This window comes from Paenibacillus turicensis (genome assembly GCF_050461185.1).
In the GTDB taxonomy this organism is placed as follows: Bacteria; Bacillota; Bacilli; order Paenibacillales; family Paenibacillaceae; genus Fontibacillus; species Fontibacillus turicensis_A.
Window position 1 is genome coordinate 960,599 of record NZ_JBCMOR010000005.1, and the last position, 22,640, is coordinate 983,238.

At 37.5% G+C, this 22,640-nt stretch carries 19 protein-coding genes; 5 read left to right on the top strand and 14 right to left on the bottom strand.

Annotated features, from left to right (window positions below; genetic code table 11):
• Positions 1-29 precede the first annotated feature (29 nt).
• Positions 30-1,892 carry a beta-glucoside-specific PTS transporter subunit IIABC gene (locus tag ABE099_RS06565; protein WP_430028574.1) on the bottom strand — a complete coding sequence of 621 codons (1,863 nt, stop codon included), beginning with the start codon at positions 1,890-1,892 and terminating at the stop codon, positions 30-32.
• A 286-nt stretch (positions 1,893-2,178) separates the two neighbouring features.
• On the opposite strand from ABE099_RS06565, the gene ABE099_RS06570 reads away from it, so the two are divergent.
• On the top strand, positions 2,179-2,922 hold the full coding sequence (locus tag ABE099_RS06570) for a MurR/RpiR family transcriptional regulator (protein WP_430028576.1): 744 nt from the start codon (positions 2,179-2,181) through the stop codon (positions 2,920-2,922).
• A gap of 102 nt (positions 2,923-3,024) precedes the next feature.
• Here the strand turns inward: ABE099_RS06570 and ABE099_RS06575 are convergent, their stop codons facing one another.
• The 3 genes from ABE099_RS06575 to ABE099_RS06585 form a co-directional block, all read right to left on the bottom strand.
• Positions 3,025-4,197: a CynX/NimT family MFS transporter gene (locus ABE099_RS06575; protein ID WP_430028578.1), complete on the bottom strand. Its 1,173-nt coding sequence runs from the start codon at positions 4,195-4,197 to the stop codon at positions 3,025-3,027.
• 105 nt (positions 4,198-4,302) lie between these two features.
• The gene (locus ABE099_RS06580) at positions 4,303-5,727 is read right to left on the bottom strand and encodes a glycoside hydrolase family 1 protein (protein ID WP_430028580.1); all 1,425 of its coding nucleotides are present in this window, start codon (positions 5,725-5,727) and stop codon (positions 4,303-4,305) included.
• 451 nt (positions 5,728-6,178) lie between these two features.
• Positions 6,179-6,523 carry a winged helix-turn-helix transcriptional regulator gene (locus ABE099_RS06585; protein WP_430028582.1) on the bottom strand — a complete coding sequence of 115 codons (345 nt, stop codon included), beginning with the start codon at positions 6,521-6,523 and terminating at the stop codon, positions 6,179-6,181.
• A gap of 105 nt (positions 6,524-6,628) precedes the next feature.
• Here ABE099_RS06585 and ABE099_RS06590 point away from each other — a divergent pair, with 105 nt between their 5' ends.
• A complete protein-coding gene (locus ABE099_RS06590) occupies positions 6,629-7,210 on the top strand; it encodes a flavin reductase family protein (RefSeq protein ID WP_430028584.1) in 582 nt (193 codons plus the stop codon).
• Between the two features lie 63 nt (positions 7,211-7,273).
• A complete protein-coding gene (locus tag ABE099_RS06595; protein ID WP_430028586.1) occupies positions 7,274-7,846 on the top strand; it encodes a flavin reductase family protein in 573 nt (190 codons plus the stop codon).
• 372 nt (positions 7,847-8,218) lie between these two features.
• On the opposite strand, the gene ABE099_RS06600 is transcribed toward ABE099_RS06595, so the two are convergent.
• The 3 genes from ABE099_RS06600 to ABE099_RS06610 form a co-directional block, all read right to left on the bottom strand.
• Positions 8,219-9,028 (bottom strand): protein phosphatase 2C domain-containing protein, encoded by an 810-nt coding sequence (locus tag ABE099_RS06600; RefSeq protein WP_430028588.1) that lies wholly within the window; start codon positions 9,026-9,028, stop codon positions 8,219-8,221.
• A 316-nt stretch (positions 9,029-9,344) separates the two neighbouring features.
• Positions 9,345-12,356 (bottom strand): hybrid sensor histidine kinase/response regulator, encoded by a 3,012-nt coding sequence (locus ABE099_RS06605; RefSeq protein ID WP_430028590.1) that lies wholly within the window; start codon positions 12,354-12,356, stop codon positions 9,345-9,347.
• A 284-nt stretch (positions 12,357-12,640) separates the two neighbouring features.
• Positions 12,641-14,152 (bottom strand): FAD-dependent oxidoreductase, encoded by a 1,512-nt coding sequence (locus ABE099_RS06610; protein ID WP_430028592.1) that lies wholly within the window; start codon positions 14,150-14,152, stop codon positions 12,641-12,643.
• A 163-nt stretch (positions 14,153-14,315) separates the two neighbouring features.
• Here ABE099_RS06610 and ABE099_RS06615 point away from each other — a divergent pair, with 163 nt between their 5' ends.
• Positions 14,316-14,876 carry a TetR/AcrR family transcriptional regulator gene (locus ABE099_RS06615; protein WP_430028594.1) on the top strand — a complete coding sequence of 187 codons (561 nt, stop codon included), beginning with the start codon at positions 14,316-14,318 and terminating at the stop codon, positions 14,874-14,876.
• Between the two features lie 57 nt (positions 14,877-14,933).
• Here ABE099_RS06615 and ABE099_RS06620 read toward each other — a convergent pair whose 3' ends face one another.
• The 3 genes from ABE099_RS06620 to ABE099_RS06630 all read right to left on the bottom strand — a co-directional run bounded on the left by ABE099_RS06620 (position 14,934) and on the right by ABE099_RS06630 (position 17,766).
• Positions 14,934-15,095 (bottom strand): hypothetical protein, encoded by a 162-nt coding sequence (locus tag ABE099_RS06620; RefSeq protein ID WP_430028596.1) that lies wholly within the window; start codon positions 15,093-15,095, stop codon positions 14,934-14,936.
• 270 nt (positions 15,096-15,365) lie between these two features.
• Positions 15,366-17,000 (bottom strand): hypothetical protein, encoded by a 1,635-nt coding sequence (locus ABE099_RS06625; protein WP_430028598.1) that lies wholly within the window; start codon positions 16,998-17,000, stop codon positions 15,366-15,368.
• Positions 16,987-17,766 carry an ATP-binding cassette domain-containing protein gene (locus ABE099_RS06630; protein WP_430028600.1) on the bottom strand — a complete coding sequence of 260 codons (780 nt, stop codon included), beginning with the start codon at positions 17,764-17,766 and terminating at the stop codon, positions 16,987-16,989. Before ABE099_RS06630 ends, ABE099_RS06625 begins: the two co-directional genes overlap by 14 nt.
• Positions 17,767-18,066: 300 nt before the next feature.
• Between ABE099_RS06630 and ABE099_RS06635 the strand changes: the two genes are divergently transcribed.
• Positions 18,067-18,621, top strand: coding sequence for a glutathione peroxidase (locus ABE099_RS06635; RefSeq protein WP_430028602.1), 555 nt, complete (start codon positions 18,067-18,069; stop codon positions 18,619-18,621).
• 111 nt (positions 18,622-18,732) lie between these two features.
• On the opposite strand, the gene ABE099_RS06640 is transcribed toward ABE099_RS06635, so the two are convergent.
• The 4 genes from ABE099_RS06640 to ABE099_RS06655 form a co-directional block, all read right to left on the bottom strand.
• Positions 18,733-19,773, bottom strand: a complete 1,041-nt coding sequence (locus tag ABE099_RS06640) for a methyltransferase (protein ID WP_430028605.1) — start codon at positions 19,771-19,773, stop codon at positions 18,733-18,735.
• A gap of 208 nt (positions 19,774-19,981) precedes the next feature.
• Positions 19,982-21,268 (bottom strand): S-layer homology domain-containing protein, encoded by a 1,287-nt coding sequence (locus ABE099_RS06645; RefSeq protein WP_430028607.1) that lies wholly within the window; start codon positions 21,266-21,268, stop codon positions 19,982-19,984.
• Between the two features lie 427 nt (positions 21,269-21,695).
• On the bottom strand, positions 21,696-22,094 hold the full coding sequence (locus ABE099_RS06650; protein WP_430028609.1) for a rhodanese-like domain-containing protein: 399 nt from the start codon (positions 22,092-22,094) through the stop codon (positions 21,696-21,698).
• Positions 22,095-22,125: 31 nt separating this feature from the next.
• Complete coding sequence (locus ABE099_RS06655) at positions 22,126-22,449, bottom strand: rhodanese-like domain-containing protein (RefSeq protein ID WP_430028611.1); 324 nt, start codon at positions 22,447-22,449, stop codon at positions 22,126-22,128.
• Between the last annotated feature and the right edge of the window lie 191 nt (positions 22,450-22,640).

The window sequence follows — 22,640 nt, forward strand, 5'->3', positions numbered from 1 at the left end:
GAATCACTGCCGTTTTTGATATCACCATATTAGACTTTGACTGTGTACATCAATTCTTTTTCATGAATTGTGGTATGACCAGCCGATTGAATCTCAGTATATTGTTTTATGTTTGTAATAATGACAGGTGTAATCATGTTATAACCCGCTTTTTCGATCTCTTCACGGTCAAATTCCATCAATAGATCACCTACGGATACTTTAGTTCCTGCCTCTACCTTTGGCGAGAAAAATTGGCCTTTCAACTTGACAGTATCAATTCCAATGTGAATCAGCATTTCTGCGCCAAGATCACTTACGAGACCAATAGCATGTCCACTCTTGGAGACAGTCATTACTGTGCCATTAACTGGAGAAACTGCACGTCCTTCAGTAGGTTGAATTGCAAATCCTTTACCCATCATTTCTTCAGAAAAGGCAGGATCAGGTACTAGGCTAAGTGGCTTAACTTCCCCATTCATAGGGCTGAATATTTGTACGTCTTGTAATTTAGTGTCTTCTGTTACTACTGGTACAGTTGCAGACGTTGCTGATGGTGCAGCTGCCTCTTCCTGAAAGCCTAGCACATAAGTAACTACGCTAGCTACAACAAAGCCAATTGCAGCAGCGATTAATGCATAGAGCAGGTTACCAACGTCTGGACCCATATATGAGGCAACTCCCGGAAGACCTACAGTGCTAATGAAATAGGCTTTAACAGAAAAGGCTCCCAGAAACGCACCAGCGGCTGCGCCTCCAATAAGTGCTGCAATAAATGGTTTTTTGAATTTCATGTTAATTCCGTACATGGCTGGCTCCGTAATTCCCATAAGAGCAGTCAGTCCTGTAGAATATGAGAGTGATTTGGTTTCGGTGTTTTTGGACTTGAAGCCAACACCAAATGCAGCACCACCCTGTGCCATATTAGCTGCGAACATTATCGGAACGATAAAATCGTAACCAAGCGCTGCAATCGAACCAACTGCAATCGGCAACAGTGCATAATGCATGCCTGTAATAATCAGTACAGACATCGTGCCACCAATTAAAATACTTGCCAAAATGGATGCGTTATCAAATAACCAGCTAATACCTCCAGATAAACCGTTTCCAATAATACCACCAAGTGGCCCAATTGCGATCAAGGTTAGTGGTACCATAATAAGTAATGTCATAGTTGGTACAATAATCATTTTGAGTGAAGGATGCGTTATACGGTCTATCGCTCTCTCCACGTAAGCAGTGATCCAGATTGCGATGATGATGGGAATAACCGATGAGGCATAGGATGTAGCAATAACTGTAATGCCTGCAAACGATGTATTACCCCCTTGAAACAAGGTTGTAATGGTAGGATGCATAAGACCAGCCGCTAATGCAGCTCCCACATAAACATTGCTACCCATTTTCTTCGAAGCACTAACGGCCAGAAGTATAGGCAGGAAGTAGAATGCACCATCGCCAACGGCGGACAAAATGGTATAGGTTGAACTTGTATTGCTCATCCAACCAACAGCCACCAGAATGGATATGATCCCTTTGATCATCCCTGCGCCAGCTATTGCTGGAAGGATTGGCGTGAACATGCCCGAGATGAAATCAAATAATGCACTGATCGGATTCCTATGTTTTTTTTCGACTTTTGGAGCACCCTCTCCATTAGGGATCTTGCTCATGTTGCTCACTAGTGCTTTATACACATCGGAAACTTCATTTCCAATAATCACCTGAAACTGTCCACCGTTTTCAGTTACACCCATAACGCCAGGTATATTTTTTAACGTTGCTTTATCCGCTTGGTCGTTATTGTTTAGATTGAATCTCAGTCGAGTCATACAATGAGTAACTTGATCGATATTTTCTTCGCCACCAACCAGTTTGAGAATCTCTTTGGACAGTTGTTGTTTATCCATAGTGTAGGCTCCTTCGACGTATATTAAGGTTTTATTATTTGTCCCCTTCGTTCTCTGACCATGGACGCGTCTAGCCAGTTCTAATGGGAGTAAGAAACATATGTTATAAAGTCATTCTACTCAGTGTAGAGAAGGAAATATATATTTTTTAAGTATTTTGTTTGCTATAACAAATAATGAACTTTGTAACAAAAATGTAACACCTTGTTTTTTAGAAAAAGGTAATGTATACTGCCTAGACAGATTACCTATTCTTAATTATTATCGTCTAAGGAAGTGTATATCCATGTTCACCAGTGAGCAGATCTCGTCCTATAATGAATTGGAACTATCTTTATACAACTATATTTCTCAGAACATGGAGAAAGTGGCGTACATGCGTATTAGAGAGCTTGCCGATGAAACTCATGTATCTACAGCCACAATTTTGCGATTTTGCAGAAAAAATCAATGTGAGGGATTTTCAGAATTTAAAGTAAAACTTAAGATGCTCGTTTCCCAAAAAGATAAATTAACGAAGCAAGAGTTGAAAAGTCCTCATCATGCAGTGTATGCGTTTTTTGAACATTCTCAATCTCCTGAATTGGTGGAAAAAATTTCAGCAGCAGCGAAATTAATTGCTACAGCTAGTAATGTCATTTTTATTGGTATCGGAAGCTCTGGAGTAATGGGTGAGTATGGAGCTAGGTTATTTTCAAATTTAGGGATATTCTCTATGTACATAAAAGATCCTCATTATCCTATTCATACGAGAATTCAAAAAGACAGTATTACGATTGCTTTGTCTACACGAGGTGAAAACCCATATGTTCAACCTTATCTCCAACGGATCAAGCAGGATAAGCATAAAATTATTGCAATTACGAATAATCGCCAATCTACCATGGCTAAAATTTCAGATGTATGTATTCCTTATTATGTAAAAGAAGAGTATCTCGGAAGTATTGACCTCACTACACACACACCTGTGATTTTCTTATTAGAATGGCTAGGTAAAGAGGTTTACAATCTTATTACAAAACTAGAATAAGAGTTATAAGAGAGCACCCATTCTTTCTAAATTTACGCAAACACAAAGAGAGTCATCTCGACTCTCTTTGTGTTTGCTTTAGCCCTCAAATGGATGCTTACTTTAGGCTTTTACGATTACTTGCTTTCCTCGTGTTGCTGCAATTTGCATCATAATCATTAGGATGATGATCACGATCATTCCAATTATAGCTGGTGTGAAACTATTGAATGCATCATGAATCCACCCTAACAGTATTGGACCTACTGCGCCAATAACATACCCGGCAGATTGCTGCATCGCTGACCATGAAGTCGCATCGTTCACATTGTTTGTAGAATCAATCGGTAACATCAGGTTTAAAGTGAACAAGCCCCCTGCTCCAACTCCAAAGAATACAACAGAAGCCATAGGTATGAAATTTATCATCAATAAAATCAACCCAACAATCATGATCAGAGACTCACCAACCAACCATACTCTTCTTGAAGGAAAATGCTTCAATAGTACAGGAAGTACAAAGCTAATCGGAATTTGGATGACAACAAATATGGTCAGACATAGCGTTGCATAGGACTTGCTATACCCCATTTCCTGAATCATTAATGGGAGCCACGCTGTAAAGGCATAAAACAACATCGCCATTAATCCAAATGAGAGTGTAAGAATCCATGCGTTTCTATTACCCCAGGGAAGTTTAATTTGTGGACGTTTTTTTATTTCGCTCCCATGAGCAGATTCAGATCTAGGCTTCACTATGATCCACCAAATGATCGCTGACACAAAGGCAATTACTGCCCATCCCCCTACTGCTATCTGCCAAGAATTGAAATATGCCTCTAATGGAATGGATACCATTGAACTGCCCGCAGCCCCTATAGTGATTGCAATGCTATAGAGTGCAATCATAGATGGAACATGATCGGGAAAATACTTTTTAATAAAGCCTGAAGTTAACGGGCCAATCGAAGCGATCCCGATACCTACGATTAATGCAGATAAAAGTAAAACGGAAGTAGACTGTGTGAATAGCCGAGTGGCTATTCCGAGTCCCACCACAATCAGGGAATATCCAATGATTCGTTCTATTCCCCATCTCCCACTTGCTTTTACGGCAAAAGGTGAAAACACACCCATACATAGTACAGGTATTGACGTTAGCAAACTGGCTAGTGCAGCGCTCATCCCCAAATCTTCCCGAATCGTATCTAACAGCGGAGATATGGAATTAATTGCTGGGCGCAAATTCAATGTAGCAACAAATAATGCAATAACTAAAAACACTTTTTTTCTCATTTTCTACTCCCTAATCATTCAGATATCAATCTTTAGAATAACAAAGAGCCGCTAACTTGCGGCCCTTTGTTATTTTAGCGGTTTTCCAACAATTAACGCCTAGTGCTATTCACGAAATAAGCTGCTTCCGTTGCTCTGAATAACATCTTTATACCAGTAGAAGGACTTTTTACGATAGCGTTCCAATGTTCCTGAACCATCATCATGACGATCCACATAAATGTATCCGTATCGTTTTTTTAATTGTGCAGTTGTTGCGCTAACCAAGTCAATACAACCCCATGATGCATATCCTATCAATTCGACACCATCTTGAATGGCTTCGGCAACTTGAAGCAAGTGCTCCTTCAAATATTTAATGCGATAATCATCAATAACGGTTTTGTTACCATTTTCGTCCGTAATCAGTTCATCTACGGCTCCTAATCCATTTTCAACGATGAATAATGGCTTCTGATAACGATCATACATAGCATTCATAATGTACCTTAAGCCTTGAGGGTCGATCTGCCAACCCCAATCACTCGCGGTCAAGAGTGGATTAGGGACACCACCAATCAGGTTTCCTTCTCCTTTAATTTGCTTGGCAGGATCAGCCGTTTCACAACTACTTTGATAGTAGCTAAAGGAAATAAAATCAACGGTATTTTTCAAAATTTCCTCGTCACCAGGTTCAAAGTGAATATTAATTCCGTTGTCTTTCATATAACGTTTCATGTAACCTGGGTAATAACCACGTACGTGAACATCCGTAAAACCTGTGTTCTTATGATCCGCCTCCATCACTCTGATCATATCATTAGGATCAGGAGTCAATGGGTAAATCGGCATAGCAATGACCATACAACCCACTTTTATCTCTGGGTTAATTTCATGCCCTATTTTAACCGCCAGTGCGCTTGCAACAAACTCGTGATGAACTGCTTGGTACAGATCCTGTTGGCTAAGTTGATCCTTAGGCGTATTAATCCCACCACTTGCAAACGGATGTTCAAGAATAGAATTAATCTCATTAAATGTGAGCCAATACTTTACTTTGTCTTTGTATCTCTCAAAAATGGTTCGCACATATCGTTCAAAGAAATCAACCATTTTTCGATTTACCCAGCCATCATATTCCCTAACGAGATGTAAAGGGGTCTCATAGTGAGAGATCGTAACTAGAGGTTCAATCCCGTATTTCAGGCACTCATCAAAAACGTTGTCGTAAAATTGGAGACCTTTTTCGTTTGGCTCAAGTTCATCCCCTTTTGGGAAAATTCTGGACCAAGCTATAGACGTACGAAAAACTTTGAAGCCCATTTCGGCAAGGAGCTTAATATCTTCTTTGTATCGATGGTAAAAGTCGATGCCAACCAACTTCATATTGTCTTCGGTAGGTTCAGCAGTTGGAGGTGTCTGAATACCATTTGGCATAATATCCTGAATGGATAGTCCCTTCCCATCCTCGTTATATGCACCCTCAATTTGGTTCGCAGCGACGGAACCTCCCCACAAAAAACCATCAGGGAATTGAAATGTTTGACTCATTTGGTAAGCCCGCCTTTCTTTTAAAACTTCAGCTGATCTGGACAAAAAACAAATCTAGCTTTATCAGTTTTTTTATCATATTTTTACTTTCACAACTAATGTTACATAGATTTATTCATAAAATACATGTTATTTCGTATTTAGTACAAGGTATCACCGATTCACATTTGTAACATAATTGTTACACAGCGTTTCAAATAATTGCTATATGCTATCTCAAGAGTAACCATACTTCTATGACACTCTCTCATAATAAATAGCATTAACGTGCCTTCTGGTCTTCTTTTTATATACGTTTTCATTTGAAAACAAAAGAAACCCAAGCTTATAATTCACTCGGGTTTCTCACTATTTAGTTCGGTTACTCACTCTCTTAAAAAAGATTTTTACTTTGTAATTTTGGCTGCTTCATCAATATAATCGATAGCACCTGAAGTGAATGACTCGTGACTTATTGTTCATCATCCATATGATCTACTCCCCATTTGCATAGCTCTTGCAGAGCAGGGATGAGAGACTTGCCACGCTCTGAAAGGTAGTACTCAACTTTAGGTGGTACTTGTGAGTATTCATGACGTGTAATGAGCGAATCAGCCTCTAGCTCTTTTAATTGATTGCTAAGCATTTTGTGAGTAATTCCTTGAAGCGCTCTCTTCAACTCACCGTAACGCATAATGTCTTCCTTCAATAGCAAAAATAAGATATGTAATTTCCATTTTCCACTAATTAGCGATAAGGTATATACAAATGATTGATGACTATTTTCTTTTTCATTTTTTGTTTTAATTGGAATCATTTAGCGCTCTCCTTTTTGATAGTATCTCACTAAAAAGTGCATACTATTCTTTTTTCGTGTTTTCATTATACTATACATCATAACTGAACGGAGGTAATTTAAACGATGAAAGATTTCAGTCCACGTGCTTTTGGTTATGGCTATCCCATGCCACTTTTGATGATATCTACTTACGATGAGAATGGAACTGTCAATGTGATGAATTTGCACTGGTGCACGATGAATCACGGCGGATATATCAATTTGGGTGTGGGTACGAATAAAAAGACGCATGAGAATATCGAAAAGATGGGAGCCTTTACGGTTGCACTGGCCACTCAAAAGCTCATGAAGGAAGCAGACTTTTTTGGCTCAGTGTCGGGGTATATAGCTTCAGATAAATTTGCAAAAGCAGGTTTGAAGGCGACTAAGAGCAAATTCGTTAATGCACCGATTATTGAAGAGAGTACTTTGGTAATCGAATGCGAACTCGCAGAGATTGTAAGAGGTAGTCATATCCATGCGATTGTGGGCAAGATGGTCAATGTAGCAGTAGATGAATCTGTCTTAAATGAAAGAGGCAAAATTGATGCCAAGAAAACAGGGATGTTATTTTTTGATTCATTCAGTAATAGCTACTTCACTTTAGGAGATAAGGTTGGGAATGCTTGGAATGAAGGAAGAGTATTTATGAACCGTAATCGTTAAATCTTATTAATCAATGAAGTGTCCAACAAGAAAATAAACTAACAATGAAGAGGAGAATGAATAATGGCAATTAAGCCTGTAGATTTAAAGAAAGCATACCGTTTATTGCAAGTAGGTCCAACAACTATGATATCTGCTAAACACGATGGGATAGAAAATGTAATGGCAGCCGCTTGGGTCGGTCTGGTGGGAAATAATAAAGTGATGGCATTTATTGGCAAACAAGCTTTCACACGAGAACTCGTTGAAAAGAGTGGTTACTATGTAGTACATATCCCAACTGTTAAACAAATGGAAACGGTCTTGTATGTTGGTGAGCATAGTGCTAAAGAAATGGACAATAAACTTGAACATATCCCACTCTTTTACCAAGAAGAGTTTGATTTACCACTAGTAGAAGGTTGCGCTGGCTGGCTAGTATGCAAGGTTCTCCCAAATGCTCAAAATGAACAAGAACATGATCTTTTCATGGGTGAAATTGTCGGTGCTTGGAGTGATGATCGAGTATTCAACAACGGACATTGGATTTTTGATGATGCTCCTGATGAATTGCGTACAATACACTATGTTGCTGGCGGTCAATTCTATGCGATTGGAAAAGGTACTAAATTTAATCACGGACCTGGTACAGACTAAATAAATCGATAAAGACAACTCATAAAGGCAATTACTGCCCATCCCTCAACTGCTTTCTGCCAAGAATTGAAATTAGAATAAGAAAGAGCTGCTAACTGGCGGCCCTATCTTATTTTTTTATTCTGTAGGCCTTAACAGCAGATCTGTAATAAAACGTTTTTCACATTAGCGCCTAGTTCTATTCACGAAACAAGCTGCTTCCGTTGCTCTGAATAACTTTTTATACCAATGGAAGGACTTTTTAAATAAATTATTCTTTAACTAAATTTATTTCGTATTTAGTGCAACGTATCACCGATTCACATTTGTAATATAGAAGTAACACAGTGTTTTAAATACTTGCTATATGTTAGCTCAAGGGTAACTATACTTCTATAACACCTTCCCATAATAAGTAACATAATCCGAAGGAAACGCTGCATCTAGCTCATTCTCTACAGCCCAATGGATTAATGTAGTACTATCCACAGTTTGCTGATCATGCAAGCCATTCATAAAGGATTTAATCAAATTCTCAGAGCGACAAAGCTCAGGAATTGATATTGTAGCTTCTTTTACATCTAGATATCCATCTGTAATCATCAAAATGTAATTGATTCCCGTTCTAAGTTCCCTACGTCCAAGTGTATAGCTTGGTACAACTTTTTCGAACGTATTTACTTTACCTATCCATTCGTAAAAATTTCTTTGGTTTAAAGAGACTTGCCCCCATTTTTCCAAATCATCATGAATTAAAAATAATTGACAATCACCAACGGAAAACCACCATAGAACGTTCTCTTTTCGAATACAAATTAAGCAAGATGCTTCCCCTTTTAGAACGCGGCATTTATCTTTAAAGCTATCTGATTTAAAAATTTGAAGCAGAAATAGTTCAATGCGATCAAACAAAATATCTATTTTTGAATCCAGAATCTCTTTAACCGAATTTTCATTTTCCTTTAGCGTGGCAATAATCAGTTCAGCACTATCACAAGAGCTATGTGCATCAATTAATGCTGCAAATTCCCATGAATTACTTTGCCAAACTAATAAACCATCCTCATTTTTATGTGCTCCACTCTCCGTGTTTCCACCATACCTACCGATAGTTGTGTGTTGAACGTTCTCTACCGATGGTGAATTGAGATATGCTTGTTCAGATCCAATCCAATTTAATTTTGTTAAACTATTCGATTTCACGCTGAAGAACACCTCTTAATCGGGAACAAAACTCTTCTACTTGATTAACTGTACCATGTACATCTTTATAATTTATGATATTTGTTGGATGCCAAAATTGTTCAGGTGTGCCAGGATACCTTGGGATAAGGTGAACATAAATTCATCTTCATATATGCACCCACCATTTACTTTAAGTTCACCATTATGTTTGCGACATATAAAGCAATTAACTGATGATATCATTTTAATATCCACTCCCTTATAATTAACAATATCTTGCTGTGAATAACCCTTCAATAAATGAATCAAAATACTTCGATTGAACTTTCGTTTCTTATAGTCTCGGTACGATAAATGAAACGGTAGTTCCTTTACCAGGTATACTTTCAATCATTAAGCCTTGTCCATAAATCTTTTTAAGGCGTCGATCGGTATTAGTTAATCCCACACCCGATGTTCCAGCTTTCTTCTTACCATCTAATAGAGAAGACAGCTTTGTCTCATCCATACCAACTCCATTATCATGTATAACGAACTTGATATAATCCTCTTCTTTTGTTGCCGATATGCTTAGCTTCCCTCCACTTGTACGGTTCAATATGCCGTGGCGAACTGCATTTTCTACGATAGGCTGGATTGTAAGCGGCGGGAGTTTCGCATCCAAATGATCAGGCAGATTCCACTCCACCTCCAATCGGTCTCCAAACCGTTCCTTTTCGATATATAAATACGCTCGTAGCAAATCCAACTCATGGGACAGTGGGACCAGTGTCTCTAAATTTTTCGAATTAAAACTTCCCTGTAAGTAGTCACTAAATGCTAAAAGTAATTTAATCATCCGATCTGGATCTAATAAACTAAGCGAAGCAATAGAATTAATTGTGTTAAACAAAAAGTGAGGCTGAATCTGAGCTTGGAGCCATGCTGCTTCCATGCGTAATTGCTCGTCAACGGATTGTTTAAAATGGATTAATGCACGAATTCTTGACTGTAGCTCTAACATTTCAACTGGCTTTGTTAAGTAATCATTAGCACCTGCAAGAAAGCCAGTTTGAATATCAGCTGGTCTAATTCTTGCCGTCAAGAGCAATACAGGCAACTCAAAAATAGTAAATTTCTCACGTATCATTTCAGTAAGCGCGTAACCAGACATTTCGGGCATCATCACATCCGTTATAACCAAATCCCACTGTTTATGGCCAATTTGTTCAAGAGCCTTCTGAGCACTATTTACAGCGGTAACTTCATAGTTATCCAGCTCTAGCAATGACTTTATAACCTTCAAATTGATGGCATCATCATCCACTAAAAGGATCGCTCCCTTGACATTATCCATTGTATCGCTGTTCTCTGAAGAAATAGCCGCTTCCATATTTATGTTCATCGCATCTTGTACGAACTGAACCGAATGTCCCTCTATCAATTCATCATTCTTTAAACCTTTTATAGCGGGTATCGCCTCTGCCAGAGGTATAGAAAATGTGAAGATAGATCCCTGTCCTAGCACAGATTTAAGCTCCAATGTACCTCCATGAAGCTCAACTAATTCTTTACAAATGCTGAGTCCTAGACCTAGACCGCTCCCTTGGGAAGTGATGCTGGAATCAGCTTGAGCATATGGTGAGAATATCCTTTGTTGCAGTTCTTCATTTATCCCGATACCCGTATCCATAATATGAACATAAGCCACTCCATCCTGAACTTCTGAACGAAGAGTAACACTCCCTTCCTTCGTAAATTTCAAAGCATTATGAACTAAATTGAACATAATTTGAGTAAGTCGGTTTTCATCAGCTACTACATTAGGTAATGAATCAGGAATCTCATTCTGTAGCTTCACGTTCTTATTCAACGTCATATAGTTCAGCATATGGACAACTCCCTTTGCCACTGCAGGTAAAGAGACACTTGTTGTATCAAGCGAAATACGACTATCTTTAAGAAGCGTAATATCAATTAAGTCATCGAGCAGATGTGACATGCGTTTTCCGACTTTATTAATTAACATCAAATCTTCACGATCAGATGCTGTAAGTGTATTACTCCCCCGAATGATGATCGATTGAGCCATATTTATGATCGCATGGAGCGGATTCCGAAGCTCGTGTGACGTATTAGCGAGAAACTCATCTTTTTTCTTGTCAACTTTTTTAAGCTCTTCCGCTTGTTTTTCAGCACGCATTCCAGTTTTCGTGAAGCGCACAAACCAAAAGGAGGCAAACACAACAAAAGCGACAATAAGATCAATTGGGTAATACGGCAGATCCTTATCAAACCATGACTTAAATAATCCGCCTAATACCATATTTAACGAAACGGCTATTCCGGCAAGCAAGATGGAAATAGATGCTTCTTGACCTGTCTTGACGGCCTGTCTTGAAATAATAGGTACAAGTAAGATGGCTAAGATCATAAAAACACCAATCAGCTTAGACGTGAAATCCAGCCAACTTATAGGAAAGAAAAGAGTAGTCACTACATATGTGTAAAAAATAATAGAAAAAATTAAAAGCAATTTCTTAAAACTTTGAACACTTAGCAGATGTTTTGTACATAAGACTAGACAATAGGCAAGTCCGGAGTATCCAATAATTCTTAAGCGTACTGACCATTCAAAATTAATTGGGAACCACTGAAGCAGCATTTTGTCATCATCAATTAACGTAACAAGCAAAGCAAATAATATAATTCCGGCAAAATAAAAGAGTTCTTTCTGTCGATGACCGACGAAAAGCAGGATAACGATATATAACATATGAAGTAGTAGAATAATACAGACTAGCATTTGCATATTCTCGCTGAAATGAGTTTCATTCAAGACAGCATAGGGATTTCCAAACTTTATGGATTGAATAATTCCACCTTGATTATGATAGTGAAAATTACTTACATGAATAACGATATCCAATTGGGACTGCTCCACTGTAAAATTACCTGTATACGGTACAACCTTGGAGATCGTTCCAATGTAGGTTTTATCAGGATATCCCGATTCATATAAAAGTCTTCCATTAATATATAAGTGATAAGCCGTCTTTATTTCAGGAATATGAATGCCATAAGACGCATTTGATGTAGGCAAAAGTACGCGAAGTCGATAGGTTCCAAAATTGGACTCTGGACTCGTATCTTTAAAAGTACCAGGAACCTGTGTTGAATTCGCGGAATGTAATGTGTCATTAAAGAATGTGTTCGGAGTAATGAAATCATCAGGATAAAATTCCCATTGTCCGTTCAGTGTAACTGTCTGCTGGTCATCAAACTTCCAGTTAGATAAATCAAGTTCTCCCTGAGTTGCACGGGGCTGACTAGGCGAGTTGAATTCCATATACCATAACAGCCTCATACTGATTAAAGCTACTAAGTATACTAGAATAATCCATGTCAGCCTATGTTTTGATATGTTTTTTTTTATATGAAAGAATGATGGCAACGTCAACAATCCTTTATTATTCTGTATAGTAGGGCTTAATTTGCTATATCAATTTTATCATGGATGTTGGAAAATGGAATAACGTATTGAGCAGATTAAAAGAGATACAATAAGTTACGCAAAAAACCCAGGATCATTACAACATCCTGGGTTTAAATCATATGAATGGTTTTATGCTCCTAATCACTACTTAATGATTAAGATATTATAATTGAAGGCTGAACAAAATCCAAAAGTTTTTTAACTTCCTGATCATATTCCAGTTGAAATGATGGTAAAATCTCTTCAATTTTTTGTTGAAACAGCTTTGGACTTATCCCATCAAGCTCTACTCTTAACTCCATTTCTTCTTCTGACCCATTATCGTTCAGTATCATATTTAGGATATCGCCATTGAAAAACTCACTGGGAGGAAGAATCAAGGCATTCATCATAAACTGCATAAAAAAGAGTGAATTATCCTGTTCTTGTTTCGCCTTTTTCATTGCTTGCTTTGTAAATAAATCAATATATTTCTGAGCAAAAGCTACCCCTTTCAGCTTGTATGGACCAATATGCTTAACGCCGTTCCACCGGAGGTCAGCTACAGAACTGAGCCACCAAGCAGGTTCAATAGCCTGTTGCATACGTAGTAATGCCTTTCGTTCAAACTGTAGATCGGGATGTGTTCGTCGTTCCTCTAAACATCTTCCTACCGCCTCGGCCTCAATAGCAGCCACGGTGATACCTTGTCCGTGAATTGGATCGAAGCTACAAAATGCATCTCCAATAACAAGTAATCCAGAAGGCCAATTCTCCATAAGCTCAAAATGTTGTCGCACCGATTCAGCTATACGATACCCTCGTGGCCCCTGCAAAGGCTCCAATAGGTCCATCAATTCCATAATTTTTTGAGAAGCAAACAATGACTTAATTTGTTCCTGAAATTCCTCTGCCTTAATTGAGGGATATTCACCCCCTCCTGCGTTGAAAAGAATGAGTCCTGTTATATCATCCTCAATACGCGTAAATATACCTGCACGAATCCCTTCCTCAGGGTCTGAATCCGACATAATGAACTCATTTGGTATAGAGGACTTTATTTTATAATAGCGCGTACTGTACCCTAGAGATACCTTCAGTACCTCTGGTTCGGGTACAGATAATCCTATTTTATTAAACCATTTAGTTATTTTGGAGGAACGTCCTGAGGCATCAATAACTATATCTGCTATAAGCTGTTCTTCTCCCTTTTCACCGCGTCTTTCTTTTATATGAACACCTGTAACGGAACGTAGATCTTCAGATACTATTAGCCCAGTAACTTCTCTATTCGTTAAAAAGCTTATATTAGAGCTGTTCTGGATTCGTTTGAGTAGCACCCATTCCAGCAAGGCTCTGCTGCAAGAAGCAATTTTAAATGAAGAAGCGTCCTCTTGATTAACTAATGTCCCATACCGATTTGTAACTACAAGCTTCTCTTTATGTGAGGAAACTGCACCCAAAGCAATTAATTCATCATTGTACCCTGGAAAGTAATGCTCCAGAATGAGCCCACCACGAGGCTGCACGCGATGTGGATGAAAAGATTGAGGCACTCCCTGTCGATTCATTGGCTCAGAAGGTAGTTCATCCCTTTCAATAATACAAACCTCATCATAATAATCAGTTAACATTTTTGCGGTAATTAATCCTGCTATACCTGCTCCAATTACTACAGCTTTTTTCATAGTAGACATCTCCATCTTATCCTTTCTATGAGGTTATTTGATCTACACATGTAGATCTACTAAAATATTACTTATAATACCAATATATATAAATTTATTTTTGGTAGTAAGAATCATTTTATTTGTGCTATATAGTTAAACTACAAAAATGGAAGTGATGTAGATGAATATAATAAAAAAAGTAGATTTAAGAGTTGCCAGAACACATAAATTATTAACAATAGCGCTTAAGGATTTGTTAAGTGAGCCTGGCAAACTATTCAGCAATATTACTATTAATGAAATATGTGACCAAGCTATGGTTCATCGTACAACATTTTATAAGCATTTTGAGGATAAATTTGCGTTATTGTCCTCTACTCTAACCTGTGTTCTCCACAAATATTTAGAAATGAATGTAGAGGATCGTTTACACCAACCTTTGCAGAGCCTATCCAAGGTCATGTTGGAGACTCACCTAGAACCCATTGTACAAAATCAAAAGAAAGATAAAGCCTTCAGTGAATTTTTTACAAATTATATTGGGGAAATGTCCAAACGGGATTTTCTTGAATTAAAGAAAAGGGGGAAACAATTTTCTCTGCCTATAAAGCTCCTAGCCGAATATCATTCGGGGGTCATTAGTTTACTTATAACGTGGTGGATATATCATTCTGATGAAGATGTTACAGCAGAACAGATGGATAACTATTACTACCAATTAATTAACAATAAAATTATGTAGAAATGAAAATCCCGAACGATTACGAATAAAAATTGTAATTTTCGTAATCGTTTGGCTTTAATCCCATGGTGAGGATCTAAGAATTGAACTTCTCTCATCACCAAAGAGAGAACTTGTTGTTTGTATAAAAGCTTCGATTGCTTTAGATATGTCCTTAATATCTGGAACTGCAATATGAATCTCTCTATACATATTTGGCTTTATTTCTTGAAAAACCACTTGTTTAGGTAAAGACGAAATAGCTCCCTTCGTTGTAACTATACTCCCTAAGCCTTCCTTGATATTCCTTGATTGGCTTACTATATGATTAACAGGAAGTTTACTTCCAAAAATGTATCTACTTATAGTTATTGGGTTTATTGTAATCTGCTTATGTTGGAAAATTACAAAACCAACAAAATTAAATGCAGCCGAATAAACATCTTAAAGAAAGCAACTGATCAAATACGTCAGTTGCTTTCTTGTTACTATAACAACTCTCAATTACACTTATTTAACTCTAAAATTATTTAGAGCATATTTTGATATCAGCGGAACAGCACTCAATACATACCCAGCAGTCAACATAGTTAGGACAGCAGATAATCCCCATAATGTAGGGCCTAAAAACATTGTAATAACAAAACCTAATAAAATAACACTATTTACTAATGTAAAAAGAGGATTATTGGTTGCCAATTCGGTTGTATAGGGCTGAAACACATAGTATGTCAACAGATGATGTACGGAGAAAAACACAGATAGTGCCATCGTCATCAGCCAGATGGGAAGCAATGTGCTTGTATCTTTTCCTTCAGATAAAACAAGTATAGACACACTTAGCACAGTCGCTAAACACGCACCTAATTGTAGATTTAAAAATAATAAACTTCTAAACCTTAATCGAAAATGTTGCTTCGCATGCTTGCGATAAAAGGAGTAACGCATAAGGTGCATATCACAGTGGTAAAATAGCCCTTTACATACTTCTCTGCCTATTGTCAAACTTAGCATAGCCAGAATTAGTATCGGAGTATATCGTTGCACTGAGCTTAAAGCGACATAATCTCTGAAAATGAGTGCCAACAACGATAATAACAATCCTATAATCATAATCGCTAATAATCGTCTGCGGAATGGTCCCCGAAGAAGCTGATCATGCCTAGTAACCAGGAGATTATGCATTTGTTCGTATCCTTTTTTCTCAAATGAGGCTTGCTCACGATCATGAAGGTTAGATGGAGAATACTTAGAATTTTTGTTGTAATCATTCTCTTTTGACTGTATCATTTGCTGCTCCAGATTAGCCATCATGATTTCTGCATTCAACAATGGGTCAGCATGGTTCGTTACCGCGCGTACTGCTGTTGTGAAATCCGTATGTTTTAGTAACATATACCCACTAACGATCCCAGATAAACTTATCAAGATAACAAGCCATCCTTGATCCAAGACCACCATTCCGAAAAGAGGAATGTTCAGTGGTGTCAAGGGAAGGTAAGCAACAGTCAGTGACAACAGCATGATCAGGACCATAACCCCTGTCTTCTGTACAGCAATAGTTCCTTTCCATTGAAAAAAGGCCAAATGTACAAATTCGCACATCACGCGCCAAATCGTCATCATGCCAACGATCTGAAGGGCATAAAAAATTGAAAAATTAAAAAATAATGAAATCAAAATAAAGGAAATCCCTTGATACAAAAAGAATGTAGTGTATCGGTTAACCAGCATTGCTCGCATAAACCTAGTAGGCGCTATTCGCATAAGCCGGACAAAAGTATACTTCATCTTGTTTGATTCTAACACTTTTGCACTAGTGAATCCTGCCATTACTCCACTAATCCAAAAATACATATGCAGAAAAAGAGCAAACCGCTCTGAGGTGCTATCCCCATCTGTCCATAACAGTAAAGGTAAAGCAAGCATTCCTCCAAAATAAATCAAACTTTCTAACAAACCAGCGACAAATATCAAAACCACTACTATTCCACCTATTTTACGTTTTGTCCGAAAAGCAGCATAGTTTTGATCACTGATTAAACGACCAACAATCGGTAGTCTTTGCATGAAATAAATGAGGCGATTTACGAGCGTGATTATCTGCAGCTGCCGAATGCGAGAAATCGTATTAAACATCCCCATTGGCATTCTCCTTCTCAGCTCTGTGTTGAATCTGTTTACGTTCATTTTCTGTTGAGGCACTCTCGCCTTCATTTCGCAACAACTCGATTACCTTCTCTTCAGAATCAGGTTGGGAAAGAATTTCTGGCGAAACCTGCGTCAAACTGCCGCCACTTAAAACAATTAATTCATCACACAGATCCGTTGCTAATTGGAGTATATGAGTTGAGAAAATGAGTACATGATCCTTTTTCATTTCAAGCAACAATTGTTTCATCTCGCTCGCAACGATAACATCAAAGGAGGTCAGAGGTTCATCCAGTAAGATCACGGTAGGTCTAGTAATTAAAAATAACAACATCTGCACTTTATTTTTCATCCCATGTGAATAGTGCTTAATGAGCTTATGCCGGTCATCCTGTGTAATATGCATCATATCAAATAGGGCGTCAATATCGTCTCCTCGCCCTTCAATCACTTCTTCATTAACATCAATAAAAAAATGTACAAACTCATATCCCGTCACAAATTCAGGTAACATTGGCATGGAATAAACGTATCCTACATCTTCAATGTCTAGGTCAAAGGATGAGGATTCGTCCACGAGTTTTATTGTGCCGCCATCCGCCTCGATCTCGCCACCTAAACAATTGAATAATGTTGTTTTTCCAGCCCCATTACGTCCAAGAAGTCCATAAATCTTACCCTTTTCAAATTGAAAACTTACATCATTTAATACTTGTTGATCACCAAAACTCTTCCTTAAATTTTGAAGTACCAGTTTCATTTAGTCGCTCCTCACATTGACAATAATTATTTTCTAAAAGTTCATTAGTTTTCATATATATCATTCCCTTCATCATTTTAAGAATCGGCTTTCATGGTGAGTATAACTAATGTTGGTAAAATAGACAATCCTTTTTAGGCGTACCCTAGTTACATACCTAGTCGAGAAAGGGGACAGATTTATGTGATTTTTAATTATAGGTTATACCTATATATGCAATTGATATTATATATTTCTCCAATAGAGTGTGTTAGCTTATGATGTTTATATCCAATTTTAATAGTTTAGAGGGTGGTTCACATGTCTTTTTATGATATGAAAATCAATTATATCGATGGTAGACCAGCTGACCTAACAATATACCGGGGGAAAGTACTTCTAGTTGTTAATACAGCAAGTAAATGTAGTTACTCTCGTCAATTCACAATTCTTCAGCAGTTGCATGAAAAATATCATCGTTATGGGTTTGAAATTCTCGCATTTCCGTGCAACCAGTTTAATAACAAGGAGCCTGGGGACAATTCAGAAGTGAAAACTTATTGTGAAGATCTCTTTAATATAACTTTTCCGTTATTTGAGAAAATTAAAGTCAGGGGGCAAAACGCACATCCATTATTTCAGTATTTAACAGCACAAGCGCCATTTCAAGGGTTCGACACTGAATCTGCTAGCGGGGAGTTTATGACCAATTTTCTAAACGAGAAATATCCCGATATATATAAAGGCGACGGGATTAAGTGGAATTTCACTAAGTTTTTGATCAACCAGAACGGTCAGGTGCATGGAAGATTTGAGACAACGATAGAACCCTTTGAAATAGAGCCAGCAATTAAGTCATTACTTCAAAGTAATTGAACAATAAGCAATGAACAATACTCAAAGGAAGGCATTTTATACCCACAAAAAAAGTCGCTATAGAAGCGACTAATCACTGACATAATACTTGTCTACTTTAAAAACAGTTGTTTAAGGCTTACACCCAATCAGTACCCCGTTGCTTGCTGGTGAAAAAAGCTCCACTCTTCTTATGTCTATAAAGCCAACCTCAGTTAACCATGCTGAATACTCGGACCACGTATAATTTTGACCCGCTGATGTCTCAATCAACATATTTAATGACATCAGCGCAGCAAAAACGGGACCTGTCTTTTCATCATTAACCATCAATTCACTTATAATAATCTCACCACCAGATGGCAGAGCATCGTAGCATTTTTGAAGAATAAGTAGGTTTTCTGCAGGTGACCAATCGTGAAGAATCATTGAAAGCAAAAATACATCATACTCTTTAGGAAATTCACCAGTAAAAAAGTTACCTTCGTGGGTCTTTATTTGTGCAGATAGATTTGCTTCTCTTATTTTTTCTTCAGTAATTTTTAATGCGGAAGGTAGATCAAATACAGCCGCTTGGATTGTCGGGTATTTCTTGGAAATCTCTATGCAGTAGGCTCCTGAGCCTCCTCCCACATCAAGTAATTTCTTATACTTTGAAAAGTCCACTTTATCAACCAATTCTCTCCCACTCTGAATACTCCAGCTGTGCATCGCTTCGGTAAAGATTCTTTGTTCGTTGGAGTCTACCGTTACATCCTCAAATAGCCCAACAGCCCCTCCCTTTCCAGATTGTCGTTCATTCTTTTTGACTGCTTCAGTTAGCCTACTCCAAGGGATATATTCTCGTTGATCCATCATCGTCACAACGCCACCAAAATAATAGGGCTTCCCTTTTACTAAGTACTCTTCTGTTAACGACGAATTATAGTAAAGTGAATCTTTTTTGAGCAACAAGCCCAACGAGGCACACCCGATAAGCAGCATTTCCGCAGGTCGAAACGGTATGTTAAGCTTCTCAGATACGCCATTGATGTTTATGCCTTCTTGAGGAATATGATTAAATAGTTCCAGTTCTACCGCCGTCGCCAACGTTTTGGAAGCCCAGAAGCCTGAGGCAATTTCCATTAAGTAGATTGTTGGTTTGTCATTTTCATTTGTTAGTCTATTCGTCATTTGATTTCACCCCAATTAATATTATTTTGGTCAAAATAATTTAACAGGAAAATACTAATGATCTTATAATTATATCTTACTCCTTTTACCTTTATTTGGTAAGTGTTGTTTATATAAAATTCACATTTTTATTTAGTAGAAGGAAACTTTAGAAGCAAAAAAGCCACCAAAAAAGGTGACTTTAATGTCTGAAATATAAAAGTTACAGCTACTTACTCAAAATATCAAGCAATCTGTAGATCATCACAGCTGCTTCTGCGCGCGTAACTTCACGTTTCGGATAGAAGAAGTTGTTTTGTCCTTCAACTATTTTATAGGATTGTAGCAATTGAATAGAAGATTTTGCCCAAGGAGCAATATTATTGTCCGCAAAGTCTTTTTCCTCAGTCTTGGCTTTGAAATTGTTCTTCACTAGGACGTTAGCAAGCATAACTGCAGCTTGTTCTCTTTGCATAATTTGATTGGGACGGAAAGTTCCATCCTCATAGCCATTTGTTAGACCATGATTTAAAGCGATTAGAATTTCTTCTGTGTACCAAGCGCTTTTGCTTAAATCTTTCAAAGAAGGTACATCCTCAGCAGATTTATTCTCCATGCCTAACGCACGTTTAGCTAAAATAGTAAACTCTGCGCGAGAGATTTTTTTATTAGGACCAAATGTACCATCCTCATATCCCTTTAAGAAACCCTCTTTTGTCAAAGACTTGATCGCTTCTTCAGCAAAGTTTCCAGAAATATCTGAAAAGTTATTGTTGTTTTCACTAGTAGATTCATGGCTATTAGATTTAGGACTCTCCTCAGTCACTGGCTTTTCAGGAGCTTCTGCCTTTGCTTCTTCTTTTGTAACAATATTGATATAACCTTGCTCACCCTTTTCCATAACTACGGTACCCGACATTTTTATAGCATGTACATAAACAGTATACGGGCGGTCAGAGCCTAAGTTTTTAGCAACCGTTGTCAAGTTTGGTCCGGAATAAACTAAATCGTTATTAAAAATTACCCAGTAATGATTAGCCCCTTCTACCGCATCCCAACTAATTGTTGCAGAATTAGAAGTTGTCTCAGCTTTAATATTTGTCGGTGCTGGCATTAATTCAGGGTCTTTTGTTTTACTGGTATGTCTCGATCTACCACTCTCACCTGCTGAGTTAAAAGCAGATAGCTCTACGACATAAGTTTTATCAGGTGTTAATTCTGTGGCTTTATATGTAAGATCAGAACCACTATAAACAAGCTTATTATCAATAAACACCTTATATCCTGTTGCTTCACTAACTGCATTCCAAGTTACTGTCAATGTCGTTTCATCTGTTGTAACATAAAAACCGGTTGGTGCAAAAGGAGCTTCCTTTGCTTCTGTTACAGTGCTACTTACTGGTGATGTTACTCCTTCAGCGTTAGCCTTACCTGCACCCATAATGGCCCAATTACCTAACAATAAACTTGCTGACAAAGCTAGGGATAAAATTTTTGAAAGACTACTTCTTCTCATATCATAAACTCTCCTCATCATCATCTTTTTTTTCTAAAACACCTAATTTAAACTTCAACCTTCCTTATGTATTTGAGTTCTAAACTCATGTCAGAATAAAAGCAAAAGCTATTCTCTTCTCAAATGAGCCTAAAAATCTGAAGTTCAGAAAAAATTTCCGAGTATATGGAATAAGTCGCTTGGTTAGCGACTTTGTTCAGCTTATATGTTAGTTTTGAGCATTAATTTTGCAATATGTATACTCCAGCCGAATTATGATATGTAATTTAATGTCGATTTTTGCGGTTAAAACATTTTTACTATTATATCAATATGACATTTATAGGTCTATATATTTATTTTAAAATTTTAGCATAGATAAAAAGAACTACTAAATAAAACAGACTAAAAAAGCCGCCAAAGGCGACTTCCTAAGTTTTAGGCAACATTAATAACAGTATTTATTTGCACAACATTCTTCCTTCCTATCCATAGATAAATAACATCCTTTAACTGCATACAAATACTGAAATCCACGACGTGACAATATTCTAGCTGCCTTTTTTTGCGTTAGCCAATTTTCAGAAAAAATAATTACCTTTTGATCTGGTGAAAGTTCCTTATTCCATACAACAGGTAAGCGACCAATCGATATATTAATAGAGCCAGGGATATGACCTTGCAAATATTGACTGGCATCTCTAACATCTAAAATTTTCACATTAGACCAACGCTCAAGTAAGGAATCGCACTCTTGACTGTCCACATAGGTAAGTGAGGAAACAGGTCTCAACTGAATGAATAACCAAATTGCCAGTAAACTAACAACAATATAAATTAGGGTCATCCTTAACCCCCTCTCACAAGCATAATTTGCTTTATGATCTGACCAACTGGTTCATATCAGACCATTGACTAAGACCACCTGTCATGTTTATGACATTATAACCTCTCTCATGAAGAAGTTCACAAGCAAGACCACTTCGACTCCCACTTCTACACATGACAATAGTCTCTTCAGTTGGATTTAGTTCTTGAAATCGCTCCACGATCTGTGACAATGGAATGTGCTTAGCGCCTTTTACATGACCTTCTGCCCATTCCTCAGATTCACGAACATCTAGGAGGATAAGTTCCCTTCCTTGCTTTAGCTGTTCAGCTACTTGTTGTGGTGTGATTTCTTTTGGGATCTTAAATGCCATAAACAACAACTCCTTATTTATAATTAAATTTATTTTTTACATTAAAATTTAAGCCTTTATTACATATACCCCTATGGGTATTATAACGTGATATTTATTCTTTCTCAAGTTCTTTCTCCAAGTAATTAAAAAAATCTATAGCTCACAGTGAAGTGATCTATAGATTAAAATTTTTGTATTAATTTTTGTAT

Coding starts and splice junctions, on each gene's coding strand:
- ABE099_RS06615 (WP_430028594.1), top strand. CDS start 14,316: ATGAATATAATAAAAAAAGTAGATTTAAGAGTTGCCAGAACACATAAA.
- ABE099_RS06635 (WP_430028602.1), top strand. CDS start 18,067: ATGTCTTTTTATGATATGAAAATCAATTATATCGATGGTAGACCAGCT.
- ABE099_RS06565 (WP_430028574.1), bottom strand. CDS start 1,892: ATGGATAAACAACAACTGTCCAAAGAGATTCTCAAACTGGTTGGTGGC.
- ABE099_RS06610 (WP_430028592.1), bottom strand. CDS start 14,152: ATGAAAAAAGCTGTAGTAATTGGAGCAGGTATAGCAGGATTAATTACC.
- ABE099_RS06650 (WP_430028609.1), bottom strand. CDS start 22,094: ATGACCCTAATTTATATTGTTGTTAGTTTACTGGCAATTTGGTTATTC.
- ABE099_RS06640 (WP_430028605.1), bottom strand. CDS start 19,773: ATGACGAATAGACTAACAAATGAAAATGACAAACCAACAATCTACTTA.
- ABE099_RS06575 (WP_430028578.1), bottom strand. CDS start 4,197: ATGAGAAAAAAAGTGTTTTTAGTTATTGCATTATTTGTTGCTACATTG.
- ABE099_RS06585 (WP_430028582.1), bottom strand. CDS start 6,523: ATGATTCCAATTAAAACAAAAAATGAAAAAGAAAATAGTCATCAATCA.
- ABE099_RS06570 (WP_430028576.1), top strand. CDS start 2,179: ATGTTCACCAGTGAGCAGATCTCGTCCTATAATGAATTGGAACTATCT.
- ABE099_RS06590 (WP_430028584.1), top strand. CDS start 6,629: ATGAAAGATTTCAGTCCACGTGCTTTTGGTTATGGCTATCCCATGCCA.
- ABE099_RS06580 (WP_430028580.1), bottom strand. CDS start 5,727: ATGAGTCAAACATTTCAATTCCCTGATGGTTTTTTGTGGGGAGGTTCC.
- ABE099_RS06625 (WP_430028598.1), bottom strand. CDS start 17,000: ATGGGGATGTTTAATACGATTTCTCGCATTCGGCAGCTGCAGATAATC.
- ABE099_RS06655 (WP_430028611.1), bottom strand. CDS start 22,449: ATGGCATTTAAGATCCCAAAAGAAATCACACCACAACAAGTAGCTGAA.
- ABE099_RS06595 (WP_430028586.1), top strand. CDS start 7,274: ATGGCAATTAAGCCTGTAGATTTAAAGAAAGCATACCGTTTATTGCAA.
- ABE099_RS06645 (WP_430028607.1), bottom strand. CDS start 21,268: ATGAGAAGAAGTAGTCTTTCAAAAATTTTATCCCTAGCTTTGTCAGCA.
- ABE099_RS06605 (WP_430028590.1), bottom strand. CDS start 12,356: ATGAGGCTGTTATGGTATATGGAATTCAACTCGCCTAGTCAGCCCCGT.
- ABE099_RS06630 (WP_430028600.1), bottom strand. CDS start 17,766: ATGAAACTGGTACTTCAAAATTTAAGGAAGAGTTTTGGTGATCAACAA.